This is a genomic window from Runella sp. MFBS21 (genome assembly GCF_029433105.1).
Lineage (GTDB): Bacteria > Bacteroidota > Bacteroidia > Cytophagales > Spirosomataceae > Runella.
The window spans coordinates 178,838-198,746 of sequence record NZ_JARNTW010000008.1 but is presented as its reverse complement, the minus strand read 5'-3'; the positions used below and the strand labels follow the sequence as shown (position 1 = coordinate 198,746).

General features: G+C 41.8%; 16 protein-coding genes. 7 read left to right on the top strand and 9 right to left on the bottom strand.

Translation table 11 applies throughout. The annotated features are described in order from the left end of the window. Nucleotides 1-5: 5 nt before the first annotated feature. The 4 genes from P1X15_RS17420 to P1X15_RS17405 all read right to left on the bottom strand — a co-directional run bounded on the left by P1X15_RS17420 (nucleotide 6) and on the right by P1X15_RS17405 (nucleotide 3,493). Nucleotides 6-617, bottom strand: a complete 612-nt coding sequence (locus P1X15_RS17420; RefSeq protein WP_277339416.1) for a fumarylacetoacetate hydrolase family protein — start codon at nucleotides 615-617, stop codon at nucleotides 6-8. 57 nt (nucleotides 618-674) lie between these two features. Continuing rightward, nucleotides 675-1,874 carry a mechanosensitive ion channel domain-containing protein gene (locus P1X15_RS17415; RefSeq protein WP_277339415.1) on the bottom strand — a complete coding sequence of 400 codons (1,200 nt, stop codon included), beginning with the start codon at nucleotides 1,872-1,874 and terminating at the stop codon, nucleotides 675-677. Between the two features lie 141 nt (nucleotides 1,875-2,015). Further along, nucleotides 2,016-2,768, bottom strand: coding sequence for a hypothetical protein (locus tag P1X15_RS17410; protein WP_277339414.1), 753 nt, complete (start codon nucleotides 2,766-2,768; stop codon nucleotides 2,016-2,018). Between the two features lie 371 nt (nucleotides 2,769-3,139). Continuing rightward, entirely contained in the window at nucleotides 3,140-3,493 is a 354-nt protein-coding gene (locus P1X15_RS17405) for a hypothetical protein (RefSeq protein ID WP_277339413.1), read from the bottom strand. Between the two features lie 81 nt (nucleotides 3,494-3,574). Here P1X15_RS17405 and P1X15_RS17400 point away from each other — a divergent pair, with 81 nt between their 5' ends. The 3 genes from P1X15_RS17400 to P1X15_RS17390 all read left to right on the top strand — a co-directional run bounded on the left by P1X15_RS17400 (nucleotide 3,575) and on the right by P1X15_RS17390 (nucleotide 8,532). Then, on the top strand, nucleotides 3,575-4,129 hold the full coding sequence (locus tag P1X15_RS17400) for a hypothetical protein (protein WP_277339412.1): 555 nt from the start codon (nucleotides 3,575-3,577) through the stop codon (nucleotides 4,127-4,129). Between the two features lie 322 nt (nucleotides 4,130-4,451). After that, nucleotides 4,452-5,657 (top strand): acetyl-CoA C-acetyltransferase, encoded by a 1,206-nt coding sequence (locus tag P1X15_RS17395; protein ID WP_277339411.1) that lies wholly within the window; start codon nucleotides 4,452-4,454, stop codon nucleotides 5,655-5,657. Nucleotides 5,658-6,393: 736 nt separating this feature from the next. Next, nucleotides 6,394-8,532, top strand: a complete 2,139-nt coding sequence (locus P1X15_RS17390; RefSeq protein WP_277339410.1) for a 3-hydroxyacyl-CoA dehydrogenase NAD-binding domain-containing protein — start codon at nucleotides 6,394-6,396, stop codon at nucleotides 8,530-8,532. 74 nt (nucleotides 8,533-8,606) lie between these two features. On the opposite strand, the gene P1X15_RS17385 is transcribed toward P1X15_RS17390, so the two are convergent. Continuing rightward, nucleotides 8,607-8,969, bottom strand: coding sequence for an AraC family transcriptional regulator (locus P1X15_RS17385; protein ID WP_277339409.1), 363 nt, complete (start codon nucleotides 8,967-8,969; stop codon nucleotides 8,607-8,609). Between the two features lie 427 nt (nucleotides 8,970-9,396). Here P1X15_RS17385 and P1X15_RS17380 point away from each other — a divergent pair, with 427 nt between their 5' ends. The 4 genes from P1X15_RS17380 to P1X15_RS17365 all read left to right on the top strand — a co-directional run bounded on the left by P1X15_RS17380 (nucleotide 9,397) and on the right by P1X15_RS17365 (nucleotide 12,802). Further along, nucleotides 9,397-9,894 carry a hypothetical protein gene (locus P1X15_RS17380; RefSeq protein WP_277339408.1) on the top strand — a complete coding sequence of 166 codons (498 nt, stop codon included), beginning with the start codon at nucleotides 9,397-9,399 and terminating at the stop codon, nucleotides 9,892-9,894. Between the two features lie 176 nt (nucleotides 9,895-10,070). Continuing rightward, nucleotides 10,071-11,426 (top strand): vanadium-dependent haloperoxidase, encoded by a 1,356-nt coding sequence (locus P1X15_RS17375; protein WP_277339407.1) that lies wholly within the window; start codon nucleotides 10,071-10,073, stop codon nucleotides 11,424-11,426. Between the two features lie 495 nt (nucleotides 11,427-11,921). Further along, a complete protein-coding gene (locus P1X15_RS17370; RefSeq protein WP_277339406.1) occupies nucleotides 11,922-12,425 on the top strand; it encodes an SRPBCC domain-containing protein in 504 nt (167 codons plus the stop codon). 14 nt (nucleotides 12,426-12,439) lie between these two features. Beyond that, the gene (locus P1X15_RS17365; protein WP_277339405.1) at nucleotides 12,440-12,802 is read left to right on the top strand and encodes an iron chaperone; all 363 of its coding nucleotides are present in this window, start codon (nucleotides 12,440-12,442) and stop codon (nucleotides 12,800-12,802) included. Nucleotides 12,803-12,822: 20 nt separating this feature from the next. On the opposite strand, the gene P1X15_RS17360 is transcribed toward P1X15_RS17365, so the two are convergent. From P1X15_RS17360 to P1X15_RS17345, 4 genes are all read right to left on the bottom strand, one after another. Beyond that, nucleotides 12,823-13,926: a 6-bladed beta-propeller gene (locus P1X15_RS17360; protein ID WP_277339404.1), complete on the bottom strand. Its 1,104-nt coding sequence runs from the start codon at nucleotides 13,924-13,926 to the stop codon at nucleotides 12,823-12,825. 88 nt (nucleotides 13,927-14,014) lie between these two features. Next, nucleotides 14,015-14,884 carry an AraC family transcriptional regulator gene (locus P1X15_RS17355; protein WP_277339403.1) on the bottom strand — a complete coding sequence of 290 codons (870 nt, stop codon included), beginning with the start codon at nucleotides 14,882-14,884 and terminating at the stop codon, nucleotides 14,015-14,017. A gap of 307 nt (nucleotides 14,885-15,191) precedes the next feature. Beyond that, nucleotides 15,192-16,709, bottom strand: a complete 1,518-nt coding sequence (locus tag P1X15_RS17350; RefSeq protein ID WP_277339402.1) for a RagB/SusD family nutrient uptake outer membrane protein — start codon at nucleotides 16,707-16,709, stop codon at nucleotides 15,192-15,194. A 41-nt stretch (nucleotides 16,710-16,750) separates the two neighbouring features. Continuing rightward, nucleotides 16,751-19,891: a TonB-dependent receptor gene (locus tag P1X15_RS17345; RefSeq protein WP_277339401.1), complete on the bottom strand. Its 3,141-nt coding sequence runs from the start codon at nucleotides 19,889-19,891 to the stop codon at nucleotides 16,751-16,753. Nucleotides 19,892-19,909 lie beyond the last annotated feature (18 nt).

The following is a 19,909-nucleotide window of genomic DNA, read 5'->3' as shown; positions in this document are numbered from 1 at the left end:
TTGAGCTATTTTACTTCAAATTCAAGCATTTTTTTACCTTCAATATAAGCCGTAAGCGTATCACCGACCTTCACAGGACTTACGCCTTTGGGAGTTCCTGTAAAGAGCAAATCGCCCGTTTTGAGGGTAAAAAAGCGAGAAACAAACGAAATAATATAGTCAATTTTAAATAGCATCAGGGAGGTATTGCCTTGTTGGCGGGTTTGGCCGTTGACCTCCAAATGGAAATTCAAATTTTGCAAATCCGCAAATTCAGTTTTGGGAATAAACTCCGAAATAGGCGCAGAGCCGTCAAACGCTTTGGCCAATTCCCAAGGTAAACCTTTAGACTTGAGTTTAGACTGCAAGTCACGCGCGGTAAAGTCAATTCCGATGCCGATTTCGCTGTAGTATTTATGAGCAAATTTTTCGTCAATGTTTTTGCCCATTTTATTGATTTTAACCACAATCTCTACTTCATGATGAAGGTCTTGGGTAAAATCGGGATAATAAAAAGGGGCATTGTCTTTCAGTAAAGCCGTATCAGGCTTTTGAAAGATCACAGGATCTTCGGGAATAGCGTTTTGTAGTTCGTGAATATGATCTACGTAATTGCGACCAATGCAGATGATTTTCATAGATTCGGTTTTTTATCGTCCGCAAAGGTACGCATTTTCTCAAAACCCTAGCCCTGATTACGTCCCTGTCATGGTAGGATAAAGTTTGATTTCTTCGGCGCGGAGGCGGTTGTTGATGCTTTGAACCACTTTTTCATAAGTAGCTCCACTTTGGGCAGAAGGGGTTTGGTAAGAAACCGTGATTTCGATGCGGTCGCCATTCCAATCCGTCACTTTTACGTCAGGGGCGAGGGTTAGAGTGTCATCGTTGAGCGTGGTCATCTGGTCGATGATGATTGCTTTCAAATGCTCCGTATCTACATCAGAAGTTGTAAAAATCTTGAGGACACGCTTTTCATAACCCGCCCTTGTGTGATTGATGATGGTGTTGTTGAGAAGCGGGCCGTTGGGAATCATCACGCGGCGGCCGTCTCCTGTGTCCAACACCGTATTAAACATCAGAATATCACGTACTTCACCCGTGTAACCTTGCGCGGTGATTTTCTCGCCTACTTTAAATTGTTTCATCAATAAGATAATAAAACCTCCCGCAAAATTGGAAAGACTACCTTGCAGCGCAAAACCAATGGCAAGCGTAGCGGCACTAAATAAAGCCACGATGCCCGTGACACGAATGCCCAAAAAACCACCTGCCAGCATGATAAGGCTGATGCGTAAACTGATAAACAACAAGCTTTTCAAAAAACTTTTGACGGAAGGGTCAATCTTGAGGCGTTTATCAATGAAAGATTTGATGGGGTTATTGAGAAAATTGATAAACCAAAAACCAAACGTAAGTATCAATGAAGCAATCCCCAATTTGACACCCCACTCGATAGTAGCCTCGCCGTATTCGAAAAAATCGGCTTTCATACGGGCAAAATACGATTTGGCGGCGGAGGGACAAACGGGGGTGTTTTCGTAAAAACGTAGCTTCTCGACAATGACTCTTTCGGCGCGACCTTCCGCCAAATATCCCTCAATTTCGACGTACATTCTATTTTCGCCAGCTTTTCGCACTTCCTCATAAGCGGTCATGAGGTCTTTGTAGGCTTTTTGGGGAAGGATATGCACAATTTTCCCCGTTTTACAATCGCTAACTGTAGCGGTATTATTGAGTTGAGAAAACATACCCCGCATGGAGGTGCGCTTAACAGTATCTTGAGTAAGGGAAGGGAGTTTGAAGCCTTGAAGTGATTGAGTATGAGCAAAAAAGGATGTAAATATCAACGAAATGAAGAATACAAAGGAGGGGTATTTAGAACGTAAAAACAGCATAGGCGCGATGGATTGAATGAAAAACTATCAATCAAAGTTAAAAAAATATGCCAGTAAATGGGTGTTTTAATACAAACGTTGTACCTCTCTGAGGCTAGTTTTAATGCCTTCACCTTGGTCTCAGATATGTGGAGACACGGATTAAAAATTCGGATTTACATGATAAATACGTTCAAATACTCGTAATGTGTTGGTAGTATCTATGGTGTAGATTCTATCGCCTACGACTTTGAGGGTCATTACATTTACGCCTCTCCGTGGTCCATTTTCCCCTAAGTGCTGCCACCAATCGACTTGCCGAGTTTGGGTATTGAAAAGCCCTATAGCATCGTATTCCAAACTGCAAGTAAATACGATATGATTTGACCCGAAGGCTTCGATGCGAGAAGAAAAATCATCCAAAGGAATACTTTTGAAATAATCTCGTAAATTCCAAACTTGGGTTTGTAGGGTTGTTAAATTAGTTTCCCAATAGAAACCCCGCGAAAATCCTTGTAGGACGTTTTGTGCTTTGTTGAGTATAACAGCCGCTGAATTGGGTATACGCGGCTCGCCCAAAAACTCAAAATCGAAAGGTAGGGTTTGGCGTATACGGTGTAGTACTTCGCCCGTTTTGACCGAAAGGCCCAATAGGGTATCATTTGTAATGCCTACCCACACTATTTCCTCATGCACCCCTATGATCTTGTGGATATAGCCTAACTTTTGCTCTTTTGTACCCAACTCTAAGTATTTGCCCAACTCCGCAACATTGACCCTCCATATTACATCACCTGTTTGAAAACTAATTTGAAAAAAATCGTCCCTATTTCCATTATTAGAGCCAACAGCAAATGTAAAATCATCAATTATAAACACTTGATTAAAAGCAGTACTTGACCACATTATTTTCATATTTTCGTATGAAAATAGGCCATTTTCTTTATTCGTGGTAGAATTGTACCTTTGTGAAAAGACATTTGATACCATCTTGTTAGGATAGTGATACCACAATCCATAAGGTAATTTATTTATTAGTTTGCTTTCTAAATCATATATAGCAAAGGTTCTTTTTTCGGTTTTAAATGTGAAATATTTACCGAATATTGCTATCGGGAAAGCATGATATTCAGTATCAATTCGAGCAATTAAATCAAAAAAGGTATCTTCAATGATTAGTGACTTATCTTTTCTCTGAAAAAAAAGATTTTGACTATTTACATCAAAAGTTTGGTAATCAACCTCTTGAATAGTTCTTATTAAATTTATCATACATTAACAAACTACTAAATTTGAATAAATTTTGTAAAAATTATATGGCTGGAAGTAATGTTTGCCAATTCAATTTTATCTATCTCCAACGCATTAAATACGCTTTCATTTGCTGAATATATTTCCTCTGCTTTTCTATTAAACAGTTTCACAAACGCTTCTTTTACCCCTTTTTCGGAGACCTTCTTGCCATTGAAAACATATTTGAGTTTGGATATATCGTTTCCTGCCGTACTCAAAGATTGTAGGTATTGTTTAAATTGATTGGTAAACTTACTCTTTTCAAAAGAAAGAACAGAAGAAGAGTCTCTAGCCATTTCAAAAAAATGCCACTCTGTTTTTATAACCAATTGAAAATCAATAAACAATAGTGCTTTAATGGTAAATTGTTAGACTTTAAATCTCAAATATCGCATCAAGCAGCAAACTGTTTGTAAATTTGTGCTCAAATGGATAATTTCTACAAGATACTGTTTCAGCACGAAACCCTCTATCGGGTGCAGGAAGATATAAAAGTGGCACAAGCCCCTATCGCTGAGGCGCCTGTGCTGGTAAGTGAGCCCGTGGCCGAGCCGATTGTGCCAAAACCTACTCCACCTATTCCTGCTGCTGTGGTACCGACCTTGGCACCCCCTCCGCAGCTCAACCACAAAACCCTTATCTTGATAGACGAATCTCCCGCTTTATCGCCTAGCAATACTATCTTTTTGGAAAAAGTACTCAAAGCCGTCAATCTCAACCTCGATGGCGTAGATATTCTCAATATCGCAGGTTCAAAACAGATGGATTTTAGAGCAGTGCTACAGCACAAGCAAGTACATCATTTTATTTCTTTTGGAGTGCCTTTCATCCAAATTAACCTCGAAATCATGATGAACCGCTACGATCCCAAGCGCATTGCAGGAGTCAATTTCTTGTTGGCAGAGTCGCTTGATATTGTACAAGCCGACGATAAAAACAAACGCGCTTTGTGGGGATGTCTCAAAAAAATATTCTTGGGGTAACACTTATTCTTCATGGCTCTTGCTTTTTGAGAATTAGGCTTTAATTTTGCTTTCAACAGTATGCAAGCAGAGTACTTGCGCAATGTTATCAGGTATCGGTGAATCGTGAGCCGTCAATGTAATAGATAATGAGAATGTCATCAGGGCTAAAGCCAAAAAATATCGTCTCTTTATTTTCCCCAACCTAAAGGCGTGGGATTTGGAGAGGTGCTTGTTAGTTTATTAATCATGTAACTCACTGATTTTCAATTTTTACTTTTCAATTAGGTCATCGTAGCGATTTGCACATTTACTTATTACTTTTCAAATTCCCCTATTTCTCATGAACGAAGCTTATGTGTATGATGCCGTGCGAACCCCGCGCGGAAGAGGAAAATCTGACGGGTCGCTGCATGAGGTGCAGCCTATCCAACTCCTAACATCGGTATTGAAATCCATTCAAAGCCGTAACCAATTGGATACTGCCTATGTAGATGATGTTATTATGGGTTGTGTCACGCCCATTGGAGAGCAGGGAGCCGACATTGCCCGGACAGCCGTGCTAGAAGCAGGCTATGCTGAGAGCGTGGCAGGAGTGCAACTCAATCGTTTTTGTTCGTCGGGCTTAGAAGCTATCAATCAAGCTGCTGCCTACGTGATGTCGGGGCAAGTAGATTTGATAGTAGCGGGCGGCGTGGAGTCCATGAGTCGGGTGGCAATGGGCACCGACGGCGGGGCGTTGTTCATGAATCCTCAAATCGTGGCGCGTCATCGCATTGTTCCTCAGGGGATTTCGGCAGATTTGATTGCCACTAAATACGGATATTCTCGTACTGACGTAGATACTTTTGCGGTAGAGTCGTATCGAAGAGCAGAAAAATCCCAACAAGAAAACCGTTTTGCCAAGTCGCTTGTGCCTTATAAAGATGAGTTAGGAATCTCCCTCCTCGACCGCGACGAAGGCGTCCGTCCTGGTACTAACGTAGAATCGTTGAGCAAACTAAAACCCGCTTTTAAAATGATGGGTACGATGGGGCTTGATGCCTTGGCATTGATGAAATACGCGGATTTTGACCATATCAACCACGTTCATCACGCCGGAAACTCTTCGCAGATTGTGGATGGTGCCGCTGGGCTTTTGATTGGTTCAAAGAGTATTGGGCAGCAGTTGGGGTTACAGCCTCGCGCCCGTATTAGGGCGTTTGCGGTGGTAGGTTCGGAGCCTACTATCATGCTCACCGGCCCTGTACCGGCTACCCAAAAAGTCCTGAAAAAAGCAGGAATGACTATTGGAGACATTGATTTGTTTGAAGTCAACGAAGCTTTTGCGGCGGTGCCTTTGTATTTTATGGAGCAGTTGGGGGTTGACCATGCCAAAGTAAACGTAAACGGCGGCGCTATTGCGCTTGGACACCCGCTGGGAGCTACGGGTGCGATTATTTCGGCGACGCTTATCGATGAGCTAGAGCGTTCGGGAAAACAAATCGGTCTTTCTACCCTGTGTATCGGAGGAGGAATGGGAATCGCTACTATTTTTGAAAGGATTTGAGCGTCGGAGACGCAGTGCCACTTTTGCCCCAAATGATAGTTTGGGTCAAGCTGGTGCTTGTATCGACATGATGTCGGTACAAGTAGGGTATAAAGTCTCCGACTTTATAAGGATTTAGGGGTTTGCACAAGATAATATGCTCATGCCAAAATAACCTTTCCGCGTTTGAGAACAATAAAAACTGTTTCACATACAGGTATTGCGTCGGAGACGCAGTACCATTTTTGACCCAAATGATAGTTTGGGTCAAGCTGGTGCTTGTATCGACATGATGTCGGTACAAGTAGGGTATAAAGTCTCCGACTTTATAAGGATTTAGGGGTTTGCACAAGATAATATGCTCATGCCAAAATAGCCTTTCCGCGTTTGAGAACAATAAAAACTGTTTCACATACAGGTATTGCGTCGGAGACGCAATACCATTTTTGCCCCAAATGATAGTTAGGGGCAGGCTGGTGCTTGTATCGACATGATGTCGGTACAAGTAGGGTATAAAGTCTCCGACTTTATAAGGATTTAGGTGTTTGAACAAAATAATATGCTCATGCCAAAATAGCCTTTCCGCGTTTGAAAACAATAAAAACTGTTTCACATAAAGGCTTTGCGTCGGAGACGCAATACCATTTTTGACCCAAATGATAGTTTGGGTCAAGCGCAAGCGATGTAGTTTGGGTCAAGCTATGCAACCATAAAAGAACTTGGAAAGTCTCGTTCATTCTGCTAAATAAACATCACTATGTCAATTACCTATCAACTACATAATCATATCGCTATCTTGGGTTGGAACATGAGCAGTTCGCCCATGAATGTACTCAACGATGAATCTATTCCAGCTTTTGGGGCGGCGCTCGAAAAAGCCTATCAAGATGCGGATGTCAAAGGAATCATTGTTACTTCCGAAAAAAATGAATTTGTGGCAGGTGCTGACCTCAAAATGATATTAAGGAATCAAGACGCCGACCCTGTCGAGATGCTTAAAATTTCGACGGGACTCAATCAGATTTTTCGTAGAATAGAAACTAACGGTAAACCTGTCGTCGCTGCTATCAATGGGACGGCTTTGGGCGGTGGATTGGAGATTTGTTTGGCGTGCCATTATCGCGTGGCCTTAGACAACCCTAAAGCGAAATTAGGCTTACCTGAAGTGAAGTTGGGCTTATTGCCTGGTGGGGGAGGTACGCAGCGTTTGCCACGGATGATTGGCATGCAAGCCGCGCTGCCCTTGATGCTAGAAGGCAAGGATATGTCGCCCAGCGAAGCCCTTAAAGTCGGTATTGTAGATGCGGTTGCTACTACCCCCGAAGAGATGATGGCCAAAGCAGTGGCCTGGATTGAAGCCAATCCCCACCCTGTGAAACCTTGGGATGAAATCAACAAAAAGACGGGTAAAATTCAGGCCAAAGACAATTATAAAGTACCCAACGGCAATGTATTGAGTCCGGTTGGAATGCAGACTTTTACGGTAGGTACGGCCATGATGATGGACAAATCCAAAGGCAATTACCCCGCTACGCAGCATATCATGTCGTGTGTGTATGAGGGGCTATTGGTCAATATCGACAAGGGTATTGCCATAGAAGCGCGGCATTTTGTGCAAGTAGCTACCTCCAAAGTCGCTGGTAATTTGATTAGAACGATGTTTTTGGGATTAAACGAAGCCAACAAAGGTGCGAGTCGTCCAAAAGATATTCCTAAAAAGGAGGTGAAAAAGCTTGGTGTTTTGGGCGCAGGTATGATGGGAGCAGGTATCGCTTATGTAAGTGCTGCCGTCGGAATAGAGGTAGTGTTGAAAGATGTGAGCCTTCAGCAAGCCGAAAAAGGCAAAGACTATGCACGTACTTTGTTGAAAAAAATGCAAGAACGCGGCAAAATCGACGCTTTTAAGGCGGATGTGTTGTTGGAATTGATTAAACCCACGGCTGTGGTGGAGGATTTGAAAGGCTGTGATTTGATAATTGAAGCTGTTTTTGAAAATCGTGAACTAAAAGCCCAAGTTACCCAAGAAGCCGAGCCGATGCTAGCCGAGGGAGGTGTGTTTGGTACCAATACTTCCACTTTACCGATTACGGGACTTGCCAAAGCCTCCGCCCATCCTGCACATTTTATTGGGATTCATTTCTTTTCGCCCGTCGATAAAATGATGCTCGTAGAGCTGATTGTTGGCAAAGAGACTTCAGATGAGGCCCTAGCTTTAGCGATTGATTTTACGCGAAAAATCAAAAAAACGCCTATTGTTGTCAACGACTCGCGTGGGTTTTATACTTCTCGTTGTTTTAGTACTTATACTTCCGAAGGTATGGAATTGCTTAAAGAAGGGGTCAATCCAATATTGATAGAAAACGCTGGGAAATTGGCCGGAATGCCCGTGGGGCCGTTGGCCGTAGCAGATGAAGTAGCCTTGGATTTGATTTACAAAATCGCGGCGCAAGCCTTGAAAGATGGTGCTCTTTCGACAGAAGATACAAGCTACCAAATCAGTAAACAATTTACCGAACTTGGACGCTCTGGCAAAAAAGCCCAAGCAGGGTTTTACGATTATCCAACCAATACCTCCAAAGAACTGTGGAAGGGATTGGAGGAATTGTTTCCTTTGGCAAAAACTCAACCCACCTTGAAGGAAGTAAAAATACGTTTATTGTATCGTCAGGCGATTGAGGCGGTGCGGTGTATGGAAGAGGGAGTGATTCGTACCAAGCTAGATGCAGACTTAGGGTCGATATTGGCTTGGGGATTCCCACCTTACACGGGTGGAGCTTTGTCATTTGCAGATTTTGTGGGTACAAAAACCTTTGTAGCTACCCTTGACCGTTTGGCAGATACCTACGGTGAGCGTTTTCGTCCTACTCATCAACTGAGAGAAAAGGCCGAGAAATAAAACCGTTTTGCTCCACTTTGGCAGTGCTGGAAAGTACGTCAAAGTGGAGCTATATGTTCATTCGTCTCATTGAATTAATTGCTTTTTTGTCTAGCCATTTTTCTGAACTCATTGGGAGTCGCTCCTGTCTGACTTTTAAAAAATTGAATGAAGTTTGAGCGATTAGCAAAACCTGTACGGTAACTAATGTACTGTAAAGTCCAATCTGTCTGTAAAAGCAAATTTTTACTTTTTTCTAAGAGCTGATTTTTGATATGAATACTAATAGACGTACCCGTATATTCTTTCAATAAGGAATTCAAATAATTAGGATGAAGACCCAATTGCCCTGCGTATTCTTTGGCGGTTCGGATTCTAACACGCTGATGAATATCAGCGGTAGCAGTTTCGGTCTTCAACAATTGGAGAAAACTATGCACATGATGAGATGCTTTCATAGAAGAATATAATAGTTATAAGAAGGACTTTTGCAAAGATATATGAAGTATGGTTTGTGGATTTTTTTATCTTTTATTTGTTAAATAATAAGATATTATTTGTGTTTTGTTGTAAATAAATAGATAATATATTTTTTATGTTATATGTAAATAGATAAATTGTTTTTTGTGTTAAGGTGTTTAACTCATTAATGTCAAAGGTCTTGCTTGCTCGCTTCAATAGGCTTAATTATTCTTATTTTTGTTCAGAACCGATTCCACTTGTTTAGGGTGATACTCAAAAGGAAGGTGGTTTTAAATAAGATAAACACCCCACTTCTAGGGACTCTGCTTATAACTTTTTACATTTACGAGCTAATACGTCTGTCTGCCAATACCTCTGAAAAAACTCATTGCCATCGGTCTTTTTGTATTGCTGCTCTATCATATGTTTGGGCTTACTGTAGCGGTTTGGTATTTTGAAGAAGATTTTCGTTTTGCCTCACCAATCACCGAAAATGACCAATGGCAAACGCTCTCCATTCCCCTTCCAATGCTGCCTTACAATACAACTTGGGAAAATCCTGAGCAAGAAGAAGGACTCATTCGGGATGGAAAAAACTTCTACAATATCATCCAACAACATCATCAAAACGATACTCTTTATATTCTTCTTAAAACCAATCAGCATGCACATGAGCGTTTTGCGGAACTATCAGACCTAATGTTAGGATTTATGGATTGGTCATTGCCTTCTCCAAAACCTTTCAACAATGCCACAAAATGGCTCCAAGAACTCACCAAAGTATACCTTTTTCAAGCGCCTCTGGTCTGGACTGCGGTGAGCTATCCGAAAGATTGGGATAGCCCTATCTACGGCACTCCCAACTTGTTGTATTTAAACCCATTTTACATCATTTTCTCTCCTCCTCCTAACTTACATTAGTCGTTTATCTACCTTCTTGTTTACTACTACTCGATATTGCAAAATTCTATTTTAGCAATATCAGCATTACGTTTTGTATGGTTCTCTTTGGAACCACTAAGAAGATAATCATTCCTACAAGAGCCGTTCATGTAGGAGAGATGACTATTGTTTTTTACCTTTTTATGTATTCAATCATGTCAATAAAATCTTTCTTTTTTTTAGGCACATTAGCCATAATGGTGTCGATAAATGCCTGTAAACCAAATCAAGAGGACTATAGCACCAAAGGTGATGATCCCGAACTTTATCACAAATCTGTTGAATTACTGACGGAAGTAATCATTCATGATATTTTCAAGCCGCCAGTAGCCAGTCGTATTTATGTATATGCCAATTTGGCGGGTTATGAAGCGCTGGTACCAGGCTACCCAATGTATCAATCATTGGGAGGTAGCCTCAAAGGCTTTACTTCTCCTGTAGCACCTGATTCCGATAAGAAGTATTGCTTTCCGTTGGCTAGTACACGTGCTTTCCTTAAAGTAGCTCGTAATCTTACTTTTTCAACAAACTTCTTCGATGAATATGAAAAAGACTTTTACAAAAAATACGAGCAAATGGGAATCCCTGATGAAGTCATCGAAAACTCAATCGCTTATGGTGATAGTGTGGCGGCTCATGTGATGCGTTATTCTGCCAAAGATTATTATAAACAAACACGTGGTGTACGCTTTACTGTCACCAACAAACCTGGCACGTGGGTTCCCACTCCTCCTGCCTACGCGGATGCTTGTGAGCCTGAGTGGAACAAAATCCGTCCTTTTACGATGGACTCAGTCACCCAATTTATCCCTATCCGCCCTCCACAGTGGAACACGGATAAAAACAGCGAATTTTGGAAAGAAACCAGAGAAGTATATGATATTGGAACAAACCTAACGGAAGAGCAAAAGCGCATAGCGTGGTTTTGGGACGACAATCCCTTTGTAATGAATGTAGTAGGGCACGTTATGTTTGCCAACAAAAAAATGACTCCCGGAGGACATTGGCTTGCCATCAACGAAACCGCTAGCAAAACTACCAAGGCTTCCTTTGAAAAAAGTGTAGAAGGGTATTTGCTAGGCTCTATTGCTTTGTTTGATGCGTTCATAAGCTGCTGGGATGAAAAATATCGGAGCAACAAAATCCGTCCTGAAACCGTCATCAATTCTGATATTGACCCCAAGTGGAGACCCTATTTACAAACGCCTCCTTTTCCAGAATATACCAGTGGGCATAGTACTATCTCGGCAGCAGCGGCAGAGGTTTTGAGTTTTGTGCATGGTGACAATGTAGCTTTTACAGACTCTACCGAATTTAAACACGGACACGGTGTTATGTCTTTTAAATCTTTCCGAGAAGCCGCTGAAATGGCAGGTATCAGCCGAGTATATGGAGGAATTCACTATCGTTCGGGCTGTGACGAAGGCTTACGTTGTGGTATCAATATCGGTAAAAATGTACTACAAGTGGCCAAAACCAGAAAAGAAAATAGGTTGAGTAAGGCGCAGTAATTATTATTTGTAAAAAGGCTACCTTTTTAGGCAGCCTTTTTACAAATAATAACATCCCTTTTCTCCATTTACTCAAAATAGCGACTTATTCAACCAGTCTAGTAGGCTCCACCCGCAACGGCGTAGAGGAGATGTTGGCATACAGGGCTACTCCAACTAGATACCTAAACCAAAAAATGGAAACAATATTATTTTGAGGAGATAGGCCACAACCATTTTTATAATATGATTCCTTTGGACAAGGATAAACTTGTGTTTGGGTAGCTAGATAGCACCTAAAAAATAGTTAAGGGATAAATTTTGTTTAAAAAATTTGCGCAACCAATCAGTTGCTTGTATATTTGCAACTGATTGGTTGCCTTAAAACATTCTTCTCTCCTCTTAATTTTTGTACAATGAAAACAAATAGGTATTGGCTCGAAGCCTTCCGTCAGATTTGGCAAGAGCGTTTTTTACAATTGGATGAATTACTACGACAACTTAAATTGAAACAAAATGGCTAGTAAAAACAAAACACAGATTGTAGCAGAAAAAGGAAAGCAAGAGCTTTTTATTTATCGCGAATTTGACGCGCCTCGGGAGTTGGTGTTTAGAGCTTTTAGCCAACCTGAGATTTTGGTTCAATTTTTTGCTCCCAAAGGTGTCACTATGCACTTCAATACCCACGATTATTGCGAAGGAGGTCAATATAGATATACTCATACCAATGCACAGGGGAAGGTATTGTGTGTATTTAGTGGCGTAATTCACGAACTTACTGCACCTGAGCGAATTGTTCAAACGTCTGAATTTGAAGCCCTTCCAGAGCGGGGTCACGTGGTGCTGGAGGTGATGCTATTTGAAGCATTGTCTGATGATAGAACAAAACTTACTATTCACGACGTATGCCGCTCAGTAGACGACCGCGATGCCATGATAGAAAGTGGAATGGAAGGAGGGGTAGTTTCGATTTTTGAGAATTTGGACGATTTGCTTCAAACTTCAGCAATTACTATTTAAGCAAGCTTTAAGTCATGGAGAAAAAAGTAGCCAAAAATATAGACGAATACATCGCTTGGCAGCCTCTTGAAGTACAAGTGATTTTACAACAAATACGCGCTACCGTTAGGGCTGCTGCACCTACTGCCCAAGAAGCCATTAAGTATGCCATGCCTACCTTTGTACTCAATGGCAACTTGGTATATTTTGCGGCTTTCAAAAAACACATTGGGTTTTATCCCATTCCCATGAACGATAAGAGGTTTGAGTCTGATTTTAAGGATTTTAAAACAGGAAAAGGCTCTATCCAATTTCCTCTTGATAAACCCATGCCGTTGGATTTGATTACAAAAATCGTAAAGTATAGGTTAGAAGAGAAAATAAAAAAAAGCTTATAAAATCATCTCTGGATTCTGGCTTATACTCTGGTCAACTTAACAGGCGGTGTATAGTTGGCGTTCCATTGGCATATGTAGAGATTTTCGTCTTCATCTACACAAACGTCATGGCCGTGCTGGAAAACGGGTACTTCGGCTTGAAGTGTAGGTTGTAAAATACCACTTTTGTACATAGGAGCTTGTCCTCCTGGGCACGAAACTACTTTGTTGTCTTTGTCTAAAATCGTAACAAAACCCGAATTAGCATTGCGTTTGCCTTCTTTGTCTTTAGACCAACAAACGCCTGCATATACATTTTGACCCGCTATCACAGGGCGACAAACGTACATTCCGGGCAAATCAATCCGTTTGATGTATTTGCCGTCGAGGGTAAAGATTTTGAAACAATTTTCATCGCGTGAGGTACAGATGAGGGTTGGGTTGGCTTTATTGCGAGTGTCAATAGCTACACCGTGAGCATTTTGCAAATTATGCTCTGGATTGGCATTGTGATGCCCTCCAAAATGACGTATATATTGTCCTTTGGCATTGTATTGAATAATATAATCTGACCCATATCCGTCGGCTACATAAATATCTCCGTTGGGTGCGACCGCTGTTTCGGTAGGCATAAATGGCTCATCGTGCTTATAAATGCCAATCGTTTGCGGGTGACCTAGGGTAAATATAATACGTCCATTCAAGTCAGTTTTCACCACTTGTCCTGCTTGTCGATTCCATTTGCCTGTGCGGTCTTGGTACCATCCACAATCCACGATATACAAAAAATCTTCTTCGCCTTCTTTGGCCAACGTCAACCCATGCCCACCTGCGTAGGCAGTTCCCCAACTATCTAATAATTTTCCCGATTTATCGAATATGAGGATATTGTTCCGCACATTATCCCCTAGCATAATGAGACGTCCCTTACTGTCTTGTACCATCTCATGACAATTGAAAAGGGGAGTACTATTTACACTGATTTTAGCCCAATTTTTATCTACTTTGTACGTAAAGCCCTGGTGTCCAATTACTAAGTCGGCAGCTAAGGTATGAGGGTGTGCATGAGTTAAAATGTCGGACGCTCCAAGTCCAAGGGTAGTGGCTAGGGCAGTTTTACGGAGAAAATCTCTTCGGGTGGTCATGTTAGGTTGGGATAGCTATTAACTTCAAAATTTTATCAAAAAATGCACTCACAAGTGCTGTGCATTGAAGAGGTCAAGTCAAGCTATTTCAGTCAAAAACTTGTTTGCGATAGCGGCTAGGTGGAACCCCAAAGCGGCTTTTGAAAAGTCTCGAAAAATAGTACATATCAAATATACCTACCCGGTCGGCGATTTCCTGCAAAGAAAGCGAGGAGGTAGTCATGAGTACTTTTGCCCGTTCGAGTCGTTTGTTGATAATATAGTCGAGGGGTCTTATTCCAAGTACTTTTAAAAACTGTCTAGAGAAATAATCGCAGTTTAGTCCCTGTAATTCAGCTAGTTGTTCTACCGTTAGTTTTTTGTCTAAATGCGTATGAATATATCGAAGCACTAAACCAAATTCAGTAGGAGGGCGTTTTTCTTTGGGTTTTACGGGGTATTGAGAAGAGATAAAACGGGATACTAATTGAAGTAAAATTCCGTGCGTCTCTACCAGTCGATTGTCTTCTGCTTGGGAATAATTTTGATTAAAACTCAGGAGTTCAGCACGGTTGTCATAAGCTTTAGGGTCTGCTTTGAGGATAGCTCGGCCGGGGTGCAGGTCTAGCAAACGTTGGAACAAAGCTTTGTCAAAATGCGAAGCCTTAGCTTCATACACAAAAGGGAGCATATCAAAAACGGAGAGGCCATTTTCTGATTCATCCAAAAACGATACATAGTATTGTTCCATTTTGGTATCACAATGATAACGGCTCACCGAAAACTTGGGTATAAGATACATATATCCTGGTTTTAGCAGATACTTCTGCTGATTATGATAAACCCACGCTTCGCCTTCCGTAATCAAGTACAAACGAGAAAATGGGCTTAACACTCCATCATATTGCCAATTGGTACCGAGAGAGGCGTACCCAATATGCAAAAGATGTAATTTGAGTGTATAAAGGGTATTAATCATGGTGGTAGGATATTATTTATGAAAATCGAAATGGGATATAGTGAAAAAGTACTTTGTATAGAGTATAGCTCTATTTTTATGGCTTATGTAGATGTTATTTTAAATTTTGGGTGAATTAGTTGATTGTTTATCAGGTACTTACTAAGTTGAGGGGTTGCTATTTAGCTGTTTATGCTTATAAATTAACGATATTTTATGAGGTTACTGTCATGGACTTTAGGCTATTTAAGGCAATTTTCTAATTATTTAAATAAAAGTGGTATTGCTACAGCGTAGAAATACCACTTTTAAAAGAGCATTCAAAAGACTAATATCCAGAGTTTTGGGTCAAACTCTTGTTTCTATCTACTTCCGACTGCGGAAAAGGTAATACATTGTTTTTCTCACCAAAAATCAATGCTTGACCCGCAGGGTTTTTGGTTGCCGCTAATTTTGATGCCATAATATTCCAACGTTTTAGGTCAAAATAACGATGCCCTTCTAAGGCCAATTCTACCCGTCGTTCGTGACGTATAAATTCCCGTAGCGACTCTTTGGTATTGTATTTAGCCTGATCCACCGCTGGCAATTTTACTCCTGTCCGTGACCGGATACTATTGAGGGCTTCATAAATACTAGCATCTGGTCCTGACACTTCATTTTTGGCTTCGGCATACGCCAAAAGTACTTCAGCATAGCGCATATGTACGACGTTCATGTCGGTCAGTGGAATCTTGGTTCTATCGTATGGCAATTTTGACAAATCCATGTACTTCTTCTGCGAAAACCCAGTGAGAAGGGGGTCTGTATGTATCAGGTTGGCAGTCTCGGGATCGCCTGGCGTTTCGATAGTCATACGTAAGCGGGGGTCTCGGTTAGCATAAGGATTGGCAGCGTCATAGCCTGAGCCTGCTTCCGAAATCATTTTTCCATTGGCCATTTCATATTCGTCCAAGAGATTTTTGTACGGCGCAATACAGCCATACCAGCCAATTTCTACCAACATCCCTTCGTTGCCTTGTGGGTTGTTAGGAGCCAAATATTTGGTAGAAAATATAATTTCGGGGTTGTTTTGCTGAGTGCTTGCCAAGAAAAGATTAGCGAAGCCACCTTGATAAATCGAAAACAGTTTTGAATTGATGATTTCGTTGGTGATTGAAGCGGCCTCTGCCCAGTTTTGTTGGTAAAGTCGAACCTTGGCTTTCAAAAACTGCGCCCCTGCCTTTACTGCCCGGCCCGTATAAGCAGTAGATGGTAATTTAGAAATGGCATAGTCTAAATCTTCCAGTACAAACGCCAATACTTCTTCTTTGGTACTTTGTTTGATTTTGGCTTCTTCGGCGGTTTTGGGGGCTACTTTGTACAAGACCACTCCTCCAAACATTTGTACCAAATCAAAATAGTACATAGCTCGCAAGAACCGCACTTCGGCTGAGTAAATATCTTTGTTGGCTTGTGATACCGCAGCGACCGAACCCACGTTTTCTAAGAAATAGTTACAAGCTGCAATTCCCGCATAAGGCTGGCTGTAAAGCCCTGAATTGACACTACTTGGATTGACAACGCCCAGGGTCACGGCCTGATAGCCAAAATAATTATGTCGGTCATAGGCATTGTCAGAATATGCATCAAAAAACGGCTTTCGATGACCATATATACCATTTTGAAGGGTACGATAAACCCCCGCTAAGGCCATGTTGACATCGGTTTCGGTTTTCCAGAATGTAGCTCCTGAGATAGCATTCAGTGGATTTTTGTCTAAAAAGTCCTTATCACAAGAACTTAGCGTACCTAGACTCATCGCAGCTACTAAGCACGGTATGATTTGTTTTATATTTAATTTCATTGTCGTCAAAAAAGTTAAAAATGAAAATCTTACTATTTGGATTAAAACTTGATGTTTAAGCCTCCCGTGAAAATTTTCAGCTGAGGGAATTGAGCAAATCTACCTGAGCCAGCTCTTTCGGGGTCATTGCCTTCGTATTTAGTCCACGTAATCAAATTGTCGCCTGAGAAATACACAATCAACCCTTTGGCTCCAAGCTTACCGATAAGGTCTTGGCCGAAAGTATAAGATAAGTAAAGGTTCTTTAAACGCAAGTAAGAGGCATCTTGTAAGAAATAGGTAGAGGTATAGCCCGCTACGCCAGGGTATCCTACTTGATATACGGCAGGTACGGTAGTGCTTGGATTGGTAGGCGACCATGCATTTAGGAATCTCAACGGAGGTGCTGAACCTTGTTGGAATGGCTCATAGCCCCAGCCACTTACTTGGGTTTTGATGCCTTGTACGCCTTGGAAGAAGGCCGTTAAGTTAAATCCTTTCCAGCCTGCGTTTAGATTAAATGAATAATTGTAAGAAGGAAAACGACTGATACGAACTCTATCTTCGGGTCCTACGGTGCCGTTTCCGTCTACGTCTCTGATTTTCAAATCACCAGGTTTGAGAGTTCCTGAACTAGGCTGCTTAGGGGAGGCGTTGATTTCATCTTGGCTTTGGAAAATTCCCGCCCATTCATACATGAAGAAGTTGTTGTAAGGCTGCCCTACTTCGATGGTTCCCAACGTCTCGGCTAGTACTTTGGTCACTTTGTTGCGATAGCGGTGGAAAAGCACACTCACTCCATAATTGAAATCATTGATTGATTTGTTGTGTCTCAATTCAAGTTCTATCCCTTTGTTTTGCATGGCTCCTGCATTTACGATAGGCGCTGTAAGCCCTACGCTGGCAGGTAAGTCCTGACGCTGAGTGAGGATATCCCTAGTATCACGTTTGTACCAGTCGATAGTGGCACCAAAAAGCCCTTTAAACAAATCGATATCAACCCCAAAATCCAACATAGAGGTTTTTTCCCATTTTAAGTCTTTGGTTACTAATCGAGTCAACTGAGCGCCTGTGGTAAGCGAAGAACCCCAAGGATAGGCCGTTAGATTAAGTACATCTTGGTAAGGGTAGTTACCGATTTCTTGGTTACCAAGCGTACCATACGATGCGCGCAGTTTTAGATTGTCTACCCACGAGAGATTGTTTTTAATAAAATTTTCTTCAGAAAGTTTCCAAGCGGCAGAGCCACCCCCAAAAATACCCCAACGATTGTCGATACCCACGCGAGAGGTTCCGTCGTAGCGAATGTTACCTTCGAGGAAGTATTTGTTTTTGAAATCATAATTGACCCTTCCAAACAACGACTGTAATGCCCATTCAGATGCATTTCCGTTGGTGGTTTGGTTGGTAGGGCCGCTACCGTCAAGTACCATGATAGAAGTGGTCGGGAAGTCGTATCGAGCGCCTCCTACGTTTTCGGTCAGGTTGTCTTGTTGTTCATATCCGGCGAGTACGTTCAGGTTATGATCGGTGCCAAATTGTGTATTATAATTAAGCGTACTGAAGAAAGTTTTGGTAAGCGACCGTGTTTCATTTTGTTGCAAGCCGTTGAAGTTAGGATTGCCGTTGGCCACTTGTACGTAGTTTCCTGATGCGTCAGGTTGATAAGCAAAAGAAGGTGAAGGATACTGACGATTTTTGTATTGTTCATTATAATACGTAATTGCCGCTTTATTCATCCACTTCAAATTTTTCAAGATGGTTACTTCTGCAAATGCCTGTGCGTTGGCATTGTAGGTTTTGGTAAACTGACCGCCCGTAGCATATACCTCTTCTACGCTTCGGTTTCCAGTACCATTAGTGGTAAAATCGCGGTTGGTAGCTCTTCCACTTCCGTCGGGCAAAAAGGGCATCATCGTAGGAGCTGAAGCATAGGCGAGAAGTAGGAGGTTGTCGTTGGTCAACCAAGGTGCTTTGGCATCTTGAAACGATAAGTTGATGTTTGTCCCAATCCGTACACGCTTGTGCACTTGCGACGAAAAGTCAATCAAGCCATTGTATCTTTTGTATTTGTAACCTTTAGTAATACTTTGTTGGTCCAAATAATTAAAAGAAGCATTGTAAATCGTCTGTTCGTTTCCACCCGAAAATCCAATGTGGTGATTTTGAATCGGCCCTTTGCCTAGCACATAGTCTAACCAATTAAAATTGGGGTACTTATCGCTGTTGGGGTTGTTTTTGTACAAATCAATTTGAGCTTGGGTATAAAGCGCCGGCTGCCCACTTCTGAGACGTGCCGAATTGTACATTTCCATGTACGTCGCTGAATTGGTAATCAGTTCGGGGTACTTCGTGGCCTCACTGACACCCATACTTCCATTGTATTCGATTTGGGTTCTACCTGCTTTTCCTTTTTTAGTAGTAATCAAAATTACACCATTGGCGGCTCTTGCTCCATAGATAGAAGCAGAGGCGGCATCTTTAAGTACAGTGACACTCTCAATATCTTGGGGTGAAAGGTTTTTGATAGATGCAATCACTCCATCGACCAATATCAAAGGAGCTGACGATGCTCCAAACGAGCCAAATCCCCGCAATTGAAAAGAGGCATCATCGCGACCTGGCTCACCCGTACTTTGAATAATATCCAAACCCGCCACGCGACCTTGCAATAAGTTTTGCATGTTGGGTACAGGGCGTTGGGTAAGTTCAGCTCCCGACACAGTCGCTACCGAACCCGACAAGTTGACTTTCTTTTGGGTTCCATATCCTACTACTACTACTTCTGACAAGGCAGCGGCGTCGGCTTTGAGGGTCACATCCACTACACTACGACTTTCGATCGCTACTTCTTGGGTAATATATCCGATGTAGCTAAAAACCAAAGTAGCGGTATTAGAGGCTTGGACACTGTATTTGCCGTTTACGTCGGAGATGCTTCCCGTGGTCGTGCCTTTTACTTGAATGCTTGTCCCAGGCAGAGGAGAGCCGTTTGAATCATAAACCGTACCCGTAATAGCTCGGTTTTGAGAGACTGCAACTTGAAAACTCAGGATTACACCTAGCAATACCGATAAAATCGTCCGCAGATGGCTTGATTGGGAGCCAATTTTTGCAGGATTGTATCTAGTATCATATACTAATCTTTTGGAGATTAGAGAACTAGAATTACTCCTCTTAAAGAGCGTAGAATGAATTGTCATAAATATGAAGGGTTAAAA